The following is a 14,879-nucleotide window of genomic DNA, read 5'->3' on the forward strand; positions in this document are numbered from 1 at the left end:
GTTGAGCGGCTTTATAGGACACGCGTACTGTTAGCGGTGAAGAGCGCGAGTCCTCGCGCACGCTCAGCTGACGTGCGCGAGACTCGCAATCGTTCCCGAACTTGCGCCCGTCGCGAGATGGAGTTGAACGTGACTGCACCTGCGAGCAAGGACAGCTTCGGCGCACGCGGCACGCTGAACGTCGGCGACGCCTCTTACGAGGTGTTCCGACTCAGCGCCGTCGATGGTGCCGAGCGACTGCCCTACAGCCTCAAGATCCTCCTGGAGAACCTGCTGCGCACCGAAGACGGTGCCAACATCACCGCCGACCACGTGCGCGCACTGGCCGGTTGGGACTCCAAGGCGGAACCCGCCACCGAAATCCAGTTCACCCCCGCTCGGGTGATCATGCAGGACTTCACCGGCGTTCCCTGCGTCGTTGACCTCGCCACCATGCGTGAGGCCGTCGCCGACCTCGGCGGCGACACCTCCAAGGTCAACCCGCTGGCGCCGGCCGAGCTGGTCATCGACCACTCGGTGATCATCGACGTGTTCGGCAAGCCCGACGCCTTCGAGCGCAACGTCGAGTTCGAGTACGGCCGCAACAAGGAGCGCTACCAGTTCCTGCGCTGGGGCCAGGGCGCCTTCGACGAGTTCAAGGTCGTCCCCCCGGGCACCGGCATCGTGCACCAGGTCAACATCGAGCACCTGGCCCGCACCGTGATGTCGCGCAACGGCCAGGCCTACCCCGACTCCTGCGTCGGCACCGACTCCCACACCACCATGGTCAACGGCCTGGGCGTGCTGGGCTGGGGCGTCGGCGGCATCGAGGCCGAGGCCGCGATGCTCGGCCAGCCCGTGTCGATGCTCATCCCGCGCGTGGTCGGCTTCAAGCTCACCGGTGAGATCCCCGCCGGCGCCACCGCCACCGACGTCGTCCTCACGATCACCGAGATGCTGCGCAAGCACGGCGTCGTCGGCAAGTTCGTCGAGTTCTACGGCTCGGGCGTCGCCTCGGTGCCGCTGGCCAACCGCGCCACCATCGGCAACATGAGCCCGGAGTTCGGCTCCACCGCCGCGATCTTCCCGATCGACGACGAGACCGTGCGCTACCTCAAGCTCACCGGCCGTCCGGCCGACCAGGTCGCCCTGGTCGAGGCCTACGCCAAGGAGCAGGGTTTGTGGCACGATGCGAGCCACGAGCCGGAGTACTCCGAGTACCTCGAGCTGGACCTGTCCACCGTGGTCCCGTCGATCGCCGGTCCGAAGCGCCCGCAGGACCGCATCGTGGTCTCCGAGGCCAAGCAGTCGTTCCGCACCGCGCTGACCGACTACACCGCCGCGCCCACCGATGACGCGGCCCTCGACGAGGCCGGCGAGGAGTCCTTCCCCGCCAGCGACCCGACGTCGATCAGCCCGCACGCCAAGCCGGAGCTGGTCTCCGCGGCCAACGGGTCCAACGGCCGGATCTCCAAGCCCGTCTCGGTCTCCTCCGACGAGCTGGGCGAGTTCGAGCTCGACCACGGTGCCGTGGTGATCGCCTCGATCACCTCCTGCACCAACACCTCGAACCCCTCGGTGATGCTCGGTGCCGCGCTGCTCGCGCAGAAGGCCGTGGACAAGGGCCTCACCCGCAAGCCGTGGGTGAAGACCTCCATGGCCCCGGGCTCGCAGGTCGTCACCGACTACTACGAGAAGGCCGGTCTGTGGCCGTACCTGGAGAAGCTCGGCTTCCACCTGGTCGGTTACGGCTGCACCACCTGCATCGGCAACTCCGGCCCGCTGCCGGAGGAGATCTCCGCCGCCGTGCAGGAGAACGACCTCACCGTCACCTCGGTGCTGTCGGGCAACCGGAACTTCGAGGGCCGGATCAACCCCGACGTCAAGATGAACTACCTGGCCTCGCCGCCGCTGGTCATCGCCTACGCCCTCGCGGGCACGATGGACTTCGACTTCGAGAACGACCCGCTGGGCAACGACACCGAGGGCAACCCGGTGTACCTGCGCGACATCTGGCCGTCGCCGCAGGAGGTCCAGAAGACCATCGACTCGGCGATCACCAACGAGATGTTCACGTCCTCCTACCAGGACGTGTTCAAGGGTGACGAGCGCTGGCGCGCGCTGCCCACCCCGGAGGGCGAGACCTTCGAGTGGGACGCGCAGAGCACCTACGTCCGCAAGCCCCCGTACTTCGAGGGCATGCAGATGGACCCGGCCCCGGTCACCGACATCTCCGGTGCCCGCGTGCTGGCGCTGCTGGGCGACTCGGTCACCACCGACCACATCTCCCCGGCCGGTGCCATCAAGCCGGACTCCCCGGCGGGCCAGTACCTGTCGGAGCACGGCATCGACCGCAAGGACTTCAACTCCTACGGTTCCCGCCGGGGCAACCACGAGGTGATGATCCGCGGCACCTTCGCCAACATCCGGCTGCGCAACCTGCTGCTGGACGACGTGCAGGGCGGCTACACCCGGGACTTCACCCAGGAAGGCGCTCCGCAGGCGTTCATCTACGACGCCGCGCAGAACTACGCCGCGCAGGACACCCCGCTGGTCGTGCTGGGCGGCAAGGAGTACGGCTCCGGTTCGTCGCGCGACTGGGCCGCCAAGGGCACCCGCCTGCTGGGCGTGCGCGCCGTCATCGCCGAGTCCTTCGAGCGCATCCACCGCTCGAACCTCATCGGCATGGGCGTCATCCCGCTGCAGTTCCCGGCGGGCTCCTCGGCCAAGTCGCTGGGCCTGGACGGCACCGAGACCTTCGACTTCTCCGGCATCACCAAGCTCAACGACGGTGACACCCCGGAGACCGTGAAGGTCACCGCCACCAAGGCCGACGGCTCCCAGGTCGAGTTCGACGCCAAGGTCCGCATCGACACCCCTGGTGAGGCGGACTACTACCGCAACGGCGGCATCCTGCAGTACGTCCTCCGCAAGATGATCCGCTCCTGATCCTCCTGCTTTACCCTGGCAGGATCCTTTGAGAACGGGTCCGGTGGGAGTCACAAGCTCCCGCTGGGCCCGTTCTCTCTTTTGTGTTCAAGACTCTGTGGTCATCTTGCTCGGCGGCGCCAGAAGCGGAACCTGAGCGGCTTCATGGACTCCGTGCGCCGCTCCTTGAGTATGTGAATACGCGGCGTCCCGGCGTACTCGCCACGAAGCCGCTCAGAACCCGCGGCGGTGCCGGCTGCTCAGGTGGGGTGGAGAGAAAGCGACTCCGTCGCTTGCCTGACGTGGGTCAGGGGAGGTTGGGCCTGCGGCAGACGTAGGTCCTTGCCGGGGGCATGTTGCGCCAGACCGTTCGGGAGGTGATGACCTCGTCGAAGCTGACGTCGAGGCGGCGGCGGAACTGGCGCGCGCCGGACATTCCCAGGGCGTGCAGGTAGGCGAAGGTCGTGAAGGCACCGCCGGGGGTGAGCACCGAGCCGACCTGCTGCAGGATGTCGTGCTGCAGCTTGGCCGGGAAGATCGACCACGGCAGGCCGCTGACCACGGCGTCGACCCGGTCGATGCCCGCCGCCGACAGCAGCGCCCCCAGGTGCGAGGCATCGCCCTGGATGACCTCCAGCCACGGGAGTGCCCGGTTGAGGTGTTCGACCATGCCCGAGTCCAGCTCGATGGCCACGTGCCGGCCGCCCGCGGGAAGCCGGTTGGCGATGGCCGAGCTCAGGGCACCCGTGCCGGGGCCGAGCTCGACGACCACGGGGCTACCGGTGCGCGGCACCACCGAGCCCATCTCGCGCGCGAGATGCGGTGAGCTGGGCGCGACGGCACCGACCTGGCCGGGCTTGCTCACCGCGCGCTCCAGGAAGGTCCGGTAGTTCTGCAGCACCGACGCGCCCCCTCGTCCGCTCCCCGGCCCCGCAGCGGGCGTCGTCGGGTCCGGGCTGCTGGGCGTGTGTGGAGAGGTCACGGATGCCTTCCCGATCGGTGAAGCCGGTCGTTGGTGCGCACCAGCCTATCGGGCGATCTGCGACCGGGCGCACAGCAGTGCCGCACACCACGGGGTGCGAGGAGAAGATCAGGAAACCCGCAATTCACCGGGAAGTGCTCGACCGGCCGCGGAAAAAGGGCGCGGAATTGCGCCGGAACCTGTAACGAAGTGCGTTCGAAGAACGATTGGGAAAGCTTCACGGGCTTGTCCCGACTGGGAGCAAGCCCGTGCGCGCGCTTACCTCAGGCGACCTGCCCGACGGGCTCGATGACCTGGTCCGGGGTCTCGTCCGAACGCCTGACCCAGCTGGTCAGCGCTCCGGCCGCACCCAGAAGAACGATCGCCTCGGCCGCCAGGGCCACCCACACCGTTGCCACTACTTGCCTCCCTTCCACTGTCCGCCCCGCCTTCCGAGCGCGCGCACGCACATACCCGCCCAGGCGGGTCGATCGGAAGGAGGTTTGGGTAATAACCCGGTACGAACCAATCCTACGGCCGTGTTTCCGGACTTCCCAAACCAGACGGCTGTAATGTGCACGACACTCGAACAGCCGATCATCGCAGCCGCCGAGTCATCCACTTTCGGGTGAACGTCGCAGGTAGGGCGATCGTTCGCCCCGCGAAGCAAAATGGACGTCACTCATCCCCTTAACGGAGTACGCGGCATGCGACAATCCGCCCGAAGCACAACAGGGCCGAATCGAGGATCATGACCACCGAAACGACGCCGCGACTGCGCGCAGACGCACGCCGAAACCGGGACCGGATCATCACCGCCGCCCAGGCCGTGTTCACCGAACGCGGTACCGAGGTACCCATGGAGGAGGTCGCCCGAACCGCCGGCGTCGGCGTCGGCACCCTCTACCGCCGCTTCCCCGATCGGGACTCGCTGATCCGGGCCGTCGCCCACGACGCCTTCAACTCCGTGCTGGAAGACACCCGCGCGACCATCGAGCAGGAGCCCGACGCGTGGCGGGCGCTCAGCCAGATCCTGCACCGCGGCATGGCGCTGCGCACGGTGGTCCGGCTGACGGTCCTGTCCTCCAGGGCGCGGGCGCTCATCAACGCCGACCCCAACACCGAGTCCGTGAACAACGAGTTCATGGCGCTGGTCGACGACCTGGTCAAGCGGGCCCAGGCCGACGGGACGCTGCGCGACGACGTCAGCACCGGCGACATCGCCGTGCTGAGCTCGCTGGCGCTGCAGGGCGTGCAGGCGCTGCCCGAGGAGCTGCGCACCGTGGCCCCGGCCCGCTACATCGCGGTGCTGCTCGACGGGTTGCGCGCCGACAACAGCCGCCCGCTCCCCGGTCGCCCGATCTCCGCTCAGGAAGTCGTGGTCCGCACCCCGGAGCTGGACATCTAGCTCCGGCGTGCCACGCCCGCGCGCAGCAGGTGGTAGCCGACCAGCGTCACCACCGTGCCCAGGGCGATGCCGCTGAACTCGAACGACGGGGTGATCTGCAACGACACCCCGCCGATGCCGGCGACCAGTCCGGCGGCCAGGGGCAGGAGGTTGACCGGGTCGGCGAAGTCCACCCGGTTCTCCACCCAGATCTTCGCGCCGAGCAGGCCGATCATCCCGTAGAGCACCACGGTGATGCCGCCGAGCACGCCACCGGGTGTGGCGGCGATGACCGCGCCGAACTTCGGGCACAGCCCGAAGGCGATGGCCACGATCGCCGCCACCCAGTAGGCGGCGGTCGAGTACACGCGGGTGGCGGCCATGACGCCGATGTTCTCCGCGTAGGTCGTGGTCGGCGGGCCGCCGACGGCGCTGGACAGGGCGCTGGCGAACCCGTCGGCGAAGATCGCGCGGCCGAGGCTGCCGTCGAGCTCGCTGCCGGTCATCTGCTCGACCGCCTTGACGTGCCCGGTGTTCTCGGCGATGAGCGCGATGACGGCCGGGAGCACGACGATGATCGCGGCCAGGTCGAACGAGGGCGCGTGGAACTGCGGCAGCCCGAACCAGGGCGCGTCGGCCACGCCGCTGAGGTCCAGCCTCGGGTGGGTGCTGACGTTGCCGTCCGCGTCGGGCGCGGTGATCGGACCGAAGAGCGCGTCGAACGCCCACGACAGCGCGTATCCGCCGACCAGGCCGAGGAAGACGGCGATGCGCCCCCAGAAACCGCGCAGCAGCACGCTGGCCGCCAGCACGATCACCATGGTGATCAGCGCGACCCACTGGTCCTGCGGCCAGTAGGTCTCGGCGACCACGGGCGCGAGGTTGAAGCCGATCAGCATGACCACCGCACCGGAGACCGCCGGTGGCAGCATCCGGTGGATCGCCGCCGGCCCCGCGAAGTGCACGATCACCCCGACAGCGCCCAGCACGAGCGCGCAGATCAGGATCGCGCCGGTGACCGCCGAGCTGTCCCCACCTCCGGCGCGGATGACGGTCACGGCCCCGACGAACGAGGCGCTGGAACCGAGGTAGCTGGGGATCTTGCCCTGCACGATGAGCAGGAACACGATCGTGGCCACGCCCGAGACCATGATCGCCAGGTTCGGGTCCAGTCCCATCAGGACGGGGAAGACGAAGGTGGCTCCGAACATCGCCACCACGTGCTGGGCACCGAGCCCGATCGTCCGGCCCCACGAGAGCCGTTCGTCCGGCGCGACGGCGTCACCGGGGCGCGGTGTTCCTCCGTCGCCGTGCAGCCGCCAGCCGATGCCCAACTTCGAGCCCAGTCCCTGCCGCATGGGCGAGCCTTCCTGTTCCACCCGCAGCGCGGGACCGCTAGATCGAGCGGAACTCTACAAACCGGTACCCGTGTGACTGCCGCCGCAGCCGGGCGACCACGCGGATCGGGTCAGCCGAGCACGGGGATGATCTCCTCGCCGTAGGCGCGGACGGTGTCGTCGATCGCGTCGTGCATGGCGTAGACGGCGAACTGGTCCACGCCGATCTCGCGGAGTTCGGCGAGCCGGTCCAGGTGCGCGGCTACCGGTCCGAGCAGGCAGAACCGGTCGACGATCTCGTCCGGGACGAAATCGGTGCTCTGATTGCCCGCGCGGCCGTGGTGCGTGTAGTCGTAGTGGCCGCCGCGGTTCTTGACGTAGTCGGTGAGGGCTGCCGGTACGGCCTCCCCCGCGTCGCCGTAGCGGGAGACGAGGTCGGCGACGTGGTTGCCGACCATGCCGCCGAACCACCGGCACTGCTCGCGCGCGTGCGCGAGGTCGTCACCGACGTAGGCCGGGGCCGCGACGCACACCGTGACCTCCGCCGGATCTCGTCCGGCCCGCTCCGCTGAGTCGCGGACGTGCTCGACCATCCACCGGGTCAGGTACGGGTCGGCGAGTTGCAGGATGAACCCGTCGGCCTGGCGCCCGACCAGCTCCAGGGCCTTCGGCCCGTAGGCGCCCATCCACACCGGCAGTCGCCCGTCGCGGACCCACGGCAGCCGGACCGGCGTGTCGTGCAGCACGGCCTCGCGACCTTCGGCGAGGTCCTTGATCACCCCCATCGCCGTGCCGAGAGTGGCCACGGTGGTGGGTCTTCCGCCGGTGACGCGCACCGCGGAATCACCGCGGCCGATGCCGCAGATGGTGCGCGGCCCGAACATGTCGTTGAGGGTGGCGAACAGCGAAGCGGTCACCGTCCAGTCCCGGGTGCTGGGGTTGGTCACCATCGTTCCGACTCGCAACCGCCGGGTGGCGGCGAGCATTTGGCTGTAGATGACGAACGGCTCCTGCCACAGCACGCAGGAGTCGAACGTCCAGCCGTGGGTGAAACCCAGTTCCTCCGCCTGCCGCATCCGGTCGACCAGCACCGATGCGGGCGGGTCGGTTTGCAGCACGAGTCCGAAGTCCATTGCCGCGCTCCTCAGCTCAGGTATCCGCAGGGTTCACGGCGCAGGAACCGGCCCCTGCCGGGCCGGCCGTGGTACTCGCCGTCGTGCACGATGGCCTCGCCCCGGGACAGCACCGTGCGCACCCGGCCCGTGATCCGCCTGCCCTCGTAGGCGTTGTAGTCCACGTTCATGTGGTGGGTCTCGGCCGAGAGCACCTGTTCGGCGCCGGGGTCGTAGATGACGAGGTCGGCGTCGGCGCCCGGGGCGATGGTGCCCTTGCGCGGGTGCAGCCCGAACATCCGAGCCGGGGCGGTGCTGGCCAGTTCGACCCACCGGCGGCGGCTGATCCGGCCCGCGACCACGGCGTCGTGCAGCAGGTCGAGGCGGTTCTCCACGCCCGGGATGCCGTTGGGGATCTTGGAGAAGTCGTCGCGCCCGAGTTCCTTCTGGCCGGCGAAGCAGAACGGGCAGTGGTCGGTGGAGACCGCCGACAGGTCGTCGGTGCGCAGCGCCCGCCACAGCGACGCCTGGTGGTCGGCCGGGCGCAGGGGCGCGGAGCAGACGTACTTCGCGCCTTCGAACCCTGGTGCGGCGAGGTCGTCGACGGTCAGGAACAGGTACTGCGGGCAGGTCTCGCCGAAGACGGCGTGACCCTCGTGTCGGGCCTTGGTGATCTCGGCGACCGCCTCGGTCGCCGACACGTGCACCACGTACAGCGGTGAACCGGCCACTTTGGACAGCTGGATGGCGCGGTGCGTGGCCTCAGCTTCCAGCAGCGGGTGGCGGACGCGGCCGTGGTACTTCGGATCGGTGTGCCCGGCGTCGAGCGCCTGGCCGACCAGGACGTCGATGGCGATGCCGTTCTCGGCGTGCATCATGATCAGCGCGCCGTTCTCGCCCGCCTGCTGCATGGCGCGCAGGATCTGCCCGTCGTCGCTGTAGAACACGCCCGGGTAGGCCATGAACATCTTGAAGCTGGTGATGCCTTCGCCCACCAGCGCGTCCATCTCCTTGAGCACGCCGTCGCCGACGTCGGAGAGGATGCCGTGGAAGCCGTAGTCGATGGCGCAGTTGTCGTCGGCCTTGGCGTGCCACGCCTCCACGCCTTCGCGCAGCGTGCGGCCGACGGGCTGGATGGCGAAGTCGATGATGGTGGTCGTGCCGCCCCACGCCGCCGCGCGGGTGCCGGTCTCGAAGGTGTCGGCGGCGAAGGTGCCGCCGAAGGGCATCTCCATGTGCGTGTGGGCGTCCACGCCGCCGGGGATGACGTAGTGGCCGGTGGCGTCGAACACCGCGTCGGCGGTCCAGTCCCGCGCCACGCCGGGTGCGGCGATGGCGGCGATCGTGTCGTCCTCGACCAGGACGTCGGCTTCGATCTCCTCGGTCGCGGTGATCACCAGACCACCGCGGATGACGGTTCTGCGCATCGCGGGCTCCCTCAGGGCTGGGTCAGCGGGCCGTAGGCGTCGGGGCGGCGGTCGCGGTAGAAGGCCCACTTGCGGCGGACCTCCTCGACGACGGCCAGGTCGAGGTCGCGGACCAGCAGTTCTTCGTCGGTGTCGCTGGCGGGGTCACCGACGAACTGGCCGTAGGGGTCGACGAAGTAACTGGTGCCGTAGAAGTCGTTGTCGCCGTACTCCTCCACGCCGACGCGGTTGATGGCGGCGACGAAGTACTCGTTGGCCACGGCTGCCGCGGGTTGTTCGAGCTTCCACAGGTAGGACGACAGGCCCCGGCTGGTGGCCGACGGGTTGTAGACGATCTGGGCGCCCGCCAAGCCCAGCGCTCGCCAGCCCTCCGGGAAGTGCCGGTCGTAGCAGATGTAGACCCCGACGCGTCCGATCGCGGTGTCGAAGACCGGCCAGCCGAGGTTGCCGGGCCGGAAGTAGAACTTCTCCCAGAACCCGGGCAGGTGCGGCAGGTGGTGCTTGCGGTACTTGCCGAGGTAGGTGCCGTCCGCGTCGATCACCGCGGCGGTGTTGTAGCGGAAGCCGGGCCCGTCAACCTCGAAGACCGGCACGACGACGACCATCGACAGCTCGAGGGCGAGCGCGCACATGCGCTGCACGGTCGGGCCGTCGGGCACCGCCTCCGCCCAGCGGTGGTGCTCGTCCTCCTGCACCTGGCAGAAGTAGGGCGCGTTGAACACTTCCTGGAAGCCGATGATCCGCGCGCCCTGCGCGGCTGCGGCTCTGGCGTGCTGCTCGTGCGCGTCGACCATGCTCGCGGTGTCACCGGTCCACTTGGCCTGCACGAGTGCTGCGCGAACGACGTTGGGCATCGAGGAGGCCCCTCCCGCTCGGACTGACCGCCGGATCTCGGGCGGATGGAACCGAACGTAGGCCCCCTGGTGAACACCCGCAATGACCGTGCGATCACTCACGGTGACGCACTGCGCTCACGGGAGGAGCCGCGTCACTCCCACCAGGGGCGGTAGCCCACGCCGTGCTTGTTGGCGCGGTCGACGTCGCGGCGCAGGGTGCGGGTGTCGCGGGCGACGCCGGGCGGGAAGCCGTGCTTGATGGCGCGATGCTCGCCGGTCTCGCCCATGTAGCAGACCGAGTAGAACAGCCCGACCAGCAGACCGAGGGCCAGCGAGCTCAACCGGATCCACATCGGACCGGGCAGCAGCATCAGCACGGCGCAGAACGGGGCGAGCTGGGTCAGGGCGCGGGCGAGGTGCCGCAACACCCAGGTGCGGCAGGTGACGTCGTGCAGCACCCACTCGGCGCACCGGTCCGGCAGCTTGCCGCCGAAGGCGTACCAGACCCATTGCGCCGGGTTGGGTCGTGATGACGGCGCGGGCGGGGTGGTCGCCATGGCTCCAGGTTAGTCCTCGTCGCAGTGCTTCGGGACCGTCCGTTCGGCCCTCGCGAACCGATCCTATGCACGCGTTGCCGAACGACATGACGCGACCACCGACAGCGATCTGCGTCACATTCGGGTGATTTGACGCCACGCTGCCGGGTGAAGCGCGTCCCAGTAGTAACGAGGGATTGCGGGAGCTCGATACCGCAATCGGAAAGGGGAGGAAAAGTGTTCGTCGTCGTCGTGGCAATGCTGCTGGTTCTGGTTCTGGGGTTCGTGATGTTCACCGACGCGCTGGAGGGCACCGGGTCGATGAGCACCCGGCGGGGGCTCCGCGATGTGGCCGCGCAGGTGAAGCGCAGCGCGCGGCTGTCCGACCACAACTGAGCGAAGACCACCGGCCCACCTCGCGGGCCGGTGGTGCTCTCCGGGGGGCAGATGGGGGTCAGAGCAGTCCGCGGTGGACCAGGTTGGCGAGCAGGGAGCGCACGCCGAAGGTCCACTGCGGACACCGCTCGCTGCGGTTGACCCGGTTGGCGAGGGTGCCGAGCTTCGGGGTGGAAATCCGCACCACATCGCCGACCTGGTGGGTGAAGCCCTTGCCGGGCGCTCCCCGATCCTCGGTGGGGGCGAAGAGGGTTCCGGTGTAGAGGATCAACCCGTCGGGGTACTGGTGGTGCGGTCCCAGCGCGGACGCGGCCAGTTCCTCGGGGTCTCGGCTGATCTCGCGCATCGAGCTGTGCCCGTCGAGGACGAACCCGTCCTCACCGCGCACCTCCAGCCGCACGTCCAGGTTCCGCACGTCATCGAGGCCGAACCCGTCGTCGAACAGGCGCAGGAACGGTCCCAGGGACGCCGAGGCGTTGTTGTCCTTGGCCTTGGGCAGCAGCAAGGCGCTGCGGCCCTCGACGTCGCGCAGGTTGACGTCGTTTCCCAGCGTGGCGGCCACGATCCGGCCGTCGCTGCGGATCGCCAGCGCGACCTCGGGTTCCGGGTTGTTCCAGTCCGAGCCCTCCGCGATGCCGATCTCCGCGCCCGCGCCCACGGCCGCCAGCAGCGGCGCCTTGGTGAAGATCTCCGGGTCCGGGCCGAGCCCGACCTCCAGGTACTGCGACCAGAGTCCGTCGCGCACCAGCACTTCCTTGACCGCGCGGGCTTCCTCCGAGCCCGGCCGGATCGCGGCGAGGGTGCCGCCGATCGCGGACTCCACCTGCTCGCGGATCTCCGCCGAACGGGTCACGTCGCCCGCGGCGCGTTCCTCGATGACCCGCTCCAGCATGCTCTTGACGAAGGTGACCCCGGCCGCCTTGAGCACCTGCAGATCTGCCGGCGCCAGCAACCTCGGCCCCGGCCCACCGTCGACCGTCGCGTCGAGCACGCTGGCCAGCGGCCAGCTCTTGCGCGGCGCGGCGCCGCGGGCGAGCCCGACGGGATCGCGGTGCTCCAGCAGGTCGGTCAGCGTCGGGACCGTGTCGCTGAGGTCGACCAGCTCGTCTCCGCGCACGGCGACCACGGACGGGCCGGACTCCTGCGGGTCGTGCACGCGGCCGACCAGGGTGGCCGCGTCGCGGTCGGTGGGCAGCACTTCACGCACGTCGTCGAGCAGCTTCACGTGGCACCTCTCGTTCGGCTCGACCGCAACATAGCGCCTCGAACACCGCGCGCCCCGCCTCTTCTCGCACGCCCGCCATCCGGTGGGGAAGTGCGCTCGTCCTGCGTCCGGGTGGAATCAGGACGGTGCTGGCGAACGGGCGCGATGGTGACGTAAGGTTCGATCGACTCTCACTCGTTCGGGTGATGGTCTGTGGGCGGAATGGATCAACCGGCAGTGGGGTGAGTGGCAGTGGGCAGGTCGTCGTTGGCGCGATCCGGGCGGGGACGCCACCGGCGTGGCGCCGCGTGGCGGTACACCGCACCGGTGCTCGGGTACACCACCGCGGCGGTGCTCGCCGTCATCGCCGCCACCAGCGCGCACTACTCGCAGACGCGCGCGGACGAGGTCGCGATGCCGGAGCCGGAGAACGCCGCGCGGGCCCAGGCCGCCGCGCCGTCCCGGCAGTACCTCCCGCAGCTGATGCTGCCCCAGCCCGGCACTCCCCCGGTCGTCCCGATCATGCCGCCGCCGGCACCGACAGCACCGGCGATGGCGGGACCGCAGACCGCCCTGCCGCCCGCGGAGACTCCCGAGGAGACCACCGCGCGCAGCTCCGCGCCGTCGACCACGACCGAACCGACGAGCACCCCGTCGGCGACCTCGGAGCCGACGCGGACCTCCGCACCCGCCCCGACCTCGGAGCCCACCCAGCCTTCCGAGCCGACCCAGCCTTCCGAGCCGAGCCAGCCCTCGGAGCCGACGCAGCCCAGCACGCCGTCGGAGCCGAAGCCGGGCCTGCTGCCGCTGGTCGGGGGCGTCGTCGACGGTCTCGCCGGTCCGCTGCTGGGGAGCTGACGCCGCTCGCGGAGGCCGCGCACCAGTGGGATCGTCGATCCCGGGAGGTGCCGGCCCATGGAAACGGTCGCGATCACCGGTGGCACCGGTCATCTGGGACGTCAACTGGTTCGCCTGCTCAAGCCGACGCATCGGGTTCGGGTGCTCACCCGCCATCCGGGCACGGACGCCGACGTCGAATGGGTGCCCGGGGATCTGGCCACCGGCGCGGGCGTCGAGGAGCTCGTCGCCGGGGCGAGCACCGTGGTGCACGCGGCCACCTGGTCACCGGGCGCGCAGCGCGGATACCTGCTGCCGGTGGACTTCTGGCGCAGCCCACCGGACGTCGACGTCGACGGCACCTCGCGGCTGATCGAAGCCGCCACGGCCGCGGGCGTCGGCCACCTGGTCTACGTCTCGATCGTCGGCATCGACCGACCGGCGCTGCCCTACCTGCGGCTCAAGCACACCGCGGAGGAACTGGTCAGCGTCTCGGACGTGCCGTGGTCGATCGCGCGAGCCACCCAGTTCCACTGGCTGCTGGACCGGATGTTCGGTCGCGCCGCTCGGCTTCCGGCCATCCCGCTGCCGGGCGCGCTGCTCACGCAGCCGGTCGACGAGCGCGATTTCGCCGACCACCTCGCGGGATGCGTGACCGAGGGGCCTTCGGGACGGCGTCCGGACTTCGGGGGCCCCGAGGTGCTCACGCTGGAGCAGGCGCTGACGGCCTGGCGGGAGGCGCGCGGGACGAAGCCGCGCGTGCTCAACGTTCCCGCCCCCAAGCGCCTTCGGCGCATCGCGTCGGACTGGACGTGCCCGAACGACCGGCGCGGCCGGACCACCTGGGCGGAGTGGCTGCGCAACCACCCCGCCCAGTGAGCTGATCAGGCGATCTTCACCAGCATCTTGCCGGTGTTGTCACCGCGCATCAGGCCCAGGAACGCGTCGGGAGCGTTGCGCAGGCCCTCCACGACCGTCTCGCGGTAGTTGATCTTGCCCTCGGCCAGCCAACCACCGACCTCGCTGACGAACGCGTCCTTGAGGTGGGCGTGATCGCCGACGATGAAGCCGCGCAGCTTCAGGCGCTTCTGCACGATCATCATCATGTTGCGCGGGCCGGGCTGCGGGGTCTCGTTGTTGTACTGCGAGATCATCCCGCACTCGGCGGCACGGCCGAAGTCGTTGAACGCCGAGATCGCGGCCTCGAGGTGCTCACCGCCGACGTTGTCGAAGTACACGTCGATGCCCTCCGGCGCGGCCTCCTTGAGCTGCTTGCGGACGGGGCCGTCGTGGTAGTCGAACGCCGCGTCGAAGCCGACCTCGTCGAGCAGGTACTTGACCTTCTCCGGGGAACCGGCGCTGCCGATGACCTTCTTGGCGCCGCGCAGCTTGGCGATCTGGCCGGCCAGCGAGCCGACCGCGCCCGCCGCGCCGGAGACGAACACGACGTCGCCCTCCTTCTGCTCGGCGACCTCGACGAGACCCGCGTAGGCGGTCATGCCGGGCATGCCGAGCACGTAGAGGTAGGCGCTCGGCGGCGCGACGTTCGCGTCGACCTTCGTGGCGTGCTTGACGGGCACGACCGCGTAGTCGCGCCAGCCCAGCATGTGCAGCACCAGGTCGCCGGGCTGGTAGCCCTCGGCGTTGCTGCTCACGACCTCGCCGACGGCACCGCCCTGGAGGGCCTCGCCGACCTCGAAGGGCGGCACGTAGGACTTGCCCTCGTTCATCCGGCCCCGCATGTACGGGTCGACGCTCATGACCAGGTTGCGGACCAGCACTTCCCCGGCGCCCGGCTGCGGAGCCTCCACCTCGACGAAGTCGAAGTTGTCCATCGTCGGCAACCCCTGCGGACGGGACGCGAGGCGGATCTCCAGGCCCTTGCTCATTCAACTGCTCCTTTCACCAGAACACTTTCCCCGGACTCTACGCGGCGGCA

General features: G+C 69.7%; 14 protein-coding genes. 5 read left to right on the forward strand and 9 right to left on the reverse strand.

The annotated features are described in order from the left end of the window. The first annotated feature begins 117 nt into the window (after window positions 1-117). On the forward strand, window positions 118-2,928 hold the full coding sequence (gene acnA, locus AB0J78_RS10710; protein ID WP_363788560.1) for an aconitate hydratase AcnA: 2,811 nt from the start codon (window positions 118-120) through the stop codon (window positions 2,926-2,928). A gap of 286 nt (window positions 2,929-3,214) precedes the next feature. Here the strand turns inward: acnA and AB0J78_RS10715 are convergent, their stop codons facing one another. Beyond that, on the reverse strand, window positions 3,215-3,772 hold the full coding sequence (locus AB0J78_RS10715; RefSeq protein WP_363788895.1) for a methyltransferase domain-containing protein: 558 nt from the start codon (window positions 3,770-3,772) through the stop codon (window positions 3,215-3,217). Between the two features lie 380 nt (window positions 3,773-4,152). Next, on the reverse strand, window positions 4,153-4,287 hold the full coding sequence (locus AB0J78_RS10720; protein WP_363788562.1) for a hypothetical protein: 135 nt from the start codon (window positions 4,285-4,287) through the stop codon (window positions 4,153-4,155). 332 nt (window positions 4,288-4,619) lie between these two features. Between AB0J78_RS10720 and AB0J78_RS10725 the strand changes: the two genes are divergently transcribed. Continuing rightward, window positions 4,620-5,276, forward strand: a complete 657-nt coding sequence (locus AB0J78_RS10725) for a helix-turn-helix domain-containing protein (RefSeq protein WP_363788564.1) — start codon at window positions 4,620-4,622, stop codon at window positions 5,274-5,276. Here AB0J78_RS10725 and AB0J78_RS10730 read toward each other — a convergent pair. From AB0J78_RS10730 to AB0J78_RS10750, 5 genes are all read right to left on the reverse strand, one after another. Beyond that, window positions 5,273-6,613 (reverse strand): solute carrier family 23 protein, encoded by a 1,341-nt coding sequence (locus tag AB0J78_RS10730; protein ID WP_363788566.1) that lies wholly within the window; start codon window positions 6,611-6,613, stop codon window positions 5,273-5,275. The two genes, AB0J78_RS10725 and AB0J78_RS10730, sit on opposite strands and share 4 nt — an antisense overlap. A gap of 110 nt (window positions 6,614-6,723) precedes the next feature. Continuing rightward, complete coding sequence (locus AB0J78_RS10735; RefSeq protein ID WP_363788568.1) at window positions 6,724-7,725, reverse strand: TIGR03842 family LLM class F420-dependent oxidoreductase; 1,002 nt, start codon at window positions 7,723-7,725, stop codon at window positions 6,724-6,726. Between the two features lie 11 nt (window positions 7,726-7,736). Further along, a complete protein-coding gene (hydA, locus tag AB0J78_RS10740; RefSeq protein WP_363788569.1) occupies window positions 7,737-9,131 on the reverse strand; it encodes a dihydropyrimidinase in 1,395 nt (464 codons plus the stop codon). A gap of 11 nt (window positions 9,132-9,142) precedes the next feature. Further along, on the reverse strand, window positions 9,143-9,985 hold the full coding sequence (locus AB0J78_RS10745) for a nitrilase-related carbon-nitrogen hydrolase (protein ID WP_363788570.1): 843 nt from the start codon (window positions 9,983-9,985) through the stop codon (window positions 9,143-9,145). 134 nt (window positions 9,986-10,119) lie between these two features. Next, the gene (locus AB0J78_RS10750) at window positions 10,120-10,524 is read right to left on the reverse strand and encodes a DUF5313 family protein (protein WP_363788572.1); all 405 of its coding nucleotides are present in this window, start codon (window positions 10,522-10,524) and stop codon (window positions 10,120-10,122) included. Between the two features lie 216 nt (window positions 10,525-10,740). Between AB0J78_RS10750 and AB0J78_RS10755 the strand changes: the two genes are divergently transcribed. Further along, entirely contained in the window at window positions 10,741-10,899 is a 159-nt protein-coding gene (locus AB0J78_RS10755) for a hypothetical protein (protein ID WP_165943868.1), read from the forward strand. A 58-nt stretch (window positions 10,900-10,957) separates the two neighbouring features. Here AB0J78_RS10755 and AB0J78_RS10760 read toward each other — a convergent pair whose 3' ends face one another. Then, window positions 10,958-12,124 carry a fumarylacetoacetate hydrolase family protein gene (locus AB0J78_RS10760; RefSeq protein WP_363788574.1) on the reverse strand — a complete coding sequence of 389 codons (1,167 nt, stop codon included), beginning with the start codon at window positions 12,122-12,124 and terminating at the stop codon, window positions 10,958-10,960. A gap of 306 nt (window positions 12,125-12,430) precedes the next feature. Here AB0J78_RS10760 and AB0J78_RS10765 point away from each other — a divergent pair, with 306 nt between their 5' ends. Then, the gene (locus AB0J78_RS10765) at window positions 12,431-12,961 is read left to right on the forward strand and encodes a hypothetical protein (RefSeq protein WP_363788576.1); all 531 of its coding nucleotides are present in this window, start codon (window positions 12,431-12,433) and stop codon (window positions 12,959-12,961) included. Between the two features lie 57 nt (window positions 12,962-13,018). Next, window positions 13,019-13,819, forward strand: coding sequence for an NAD(P)H-binding protein (locus AB0J78_RS10770; RefSeq protein ID WP_363788577.1), 801 nt, complete (start codon window positions 13,019-13,021; stop codon window positions 13,817-13,819). A gap of 5 nt (window positions 13,820-13,824) precedes the next feature. Here AB0J78_RS10770 and AB0J78_RS10775 read toward each other — a convergent pair whose 3' ends face one another. Next, entirely contained in the window at window positions 13,825-14,829 is a 1,005-nt protein-coding gene (locus tag AB0J78_RS10775; protein ID WP_363788578.1) for an NADP-dependent oxidoreductase, read from the reverse strand. Window positions 14,830-14,879 lie beyond the last annotated feature (50 nt).

It is taken from the genome of Saccharopolyspora sp. NPDC049426, from assembly GCF_040676935.1.
In the GTDB taxonomy this organism is placed as follows: Bacteria; Actinomycetota; Actinomycetes; order Mycobacteriales; family Pseudonocardiaceae; genus Saccharopolyspora.

What these genes read in the sequence shown, in the direction of transcription:
- AB0J78_RS10745 (WP_363788570.1), bottom strand. Translation starts at nt 9,985, where the DNA reads ATGCCCAACGTCGTTCGCGCAGCACTCGTGCAGGCCAAGTGGACCGGT.
- acnA (WP_363788560.1), top strand. Translation starts at nt 118, where the DNA reads ATGGAGTTGAACGTGACTGCACCTGCGAGCAAGGACAGCTTCGGCGCA.
- AB0J78_RS10770 (WP_363788577.1), top strand. Translation starts at nt 13,019, where the DNA reads ATGGAAACGGTCGCGATCACCGGTGGCACCGGTCATCTGGGACGTCAA.
- AB0J78_RS10730 (WP_363788566.1), bottom strand. Translation starts at nt 6,613, where the DNA reads ATGCGGCAGGGACTGGGCTCGAAGTTGGGCATCGGCTGGCGGCTGCAC.
- hydA (WP_363788569.1), bottom strand. Translation starts at nt 9,131, where the DNA reads ATGCGCAGAACCGTCATCCGCGGTGGTCTGGTGATCACCGCGACCGAG.
- AB0J78_RS10725 (WP_363788564.1), top strand. Translation starts at nt 4,620, where the DNA reads ATGACCACCGAAACGACGCCGCGACTGCGCGCAGACGCACGCCGAAAC.
- AB0J78_RS10775 (WP_363788578.1), bottom strand. Translation starts at nt 14,829, where the DNA reads ATGAGCAAGGGCCTGGAGATCCGCCTCGCGTCCCGTCCGCAGGGGTTG.
- AB0J78_RS10735 (WP_363788568.1), bottom strand. Translation starts at nt 7,725, where the DNA reads ATGGACTTCGGACTCGTGCTGCAAACCGACCCGCCCGCATCGGTGCTG.
- AB0J78_RS10750 (WP_363788572.1), bottom strand. Translation starts at nt 10,524, where the DNA reads ATGGCGACCACCCCGCCCGCGCCGTCATCACGACCCAACCCGGCGCAA.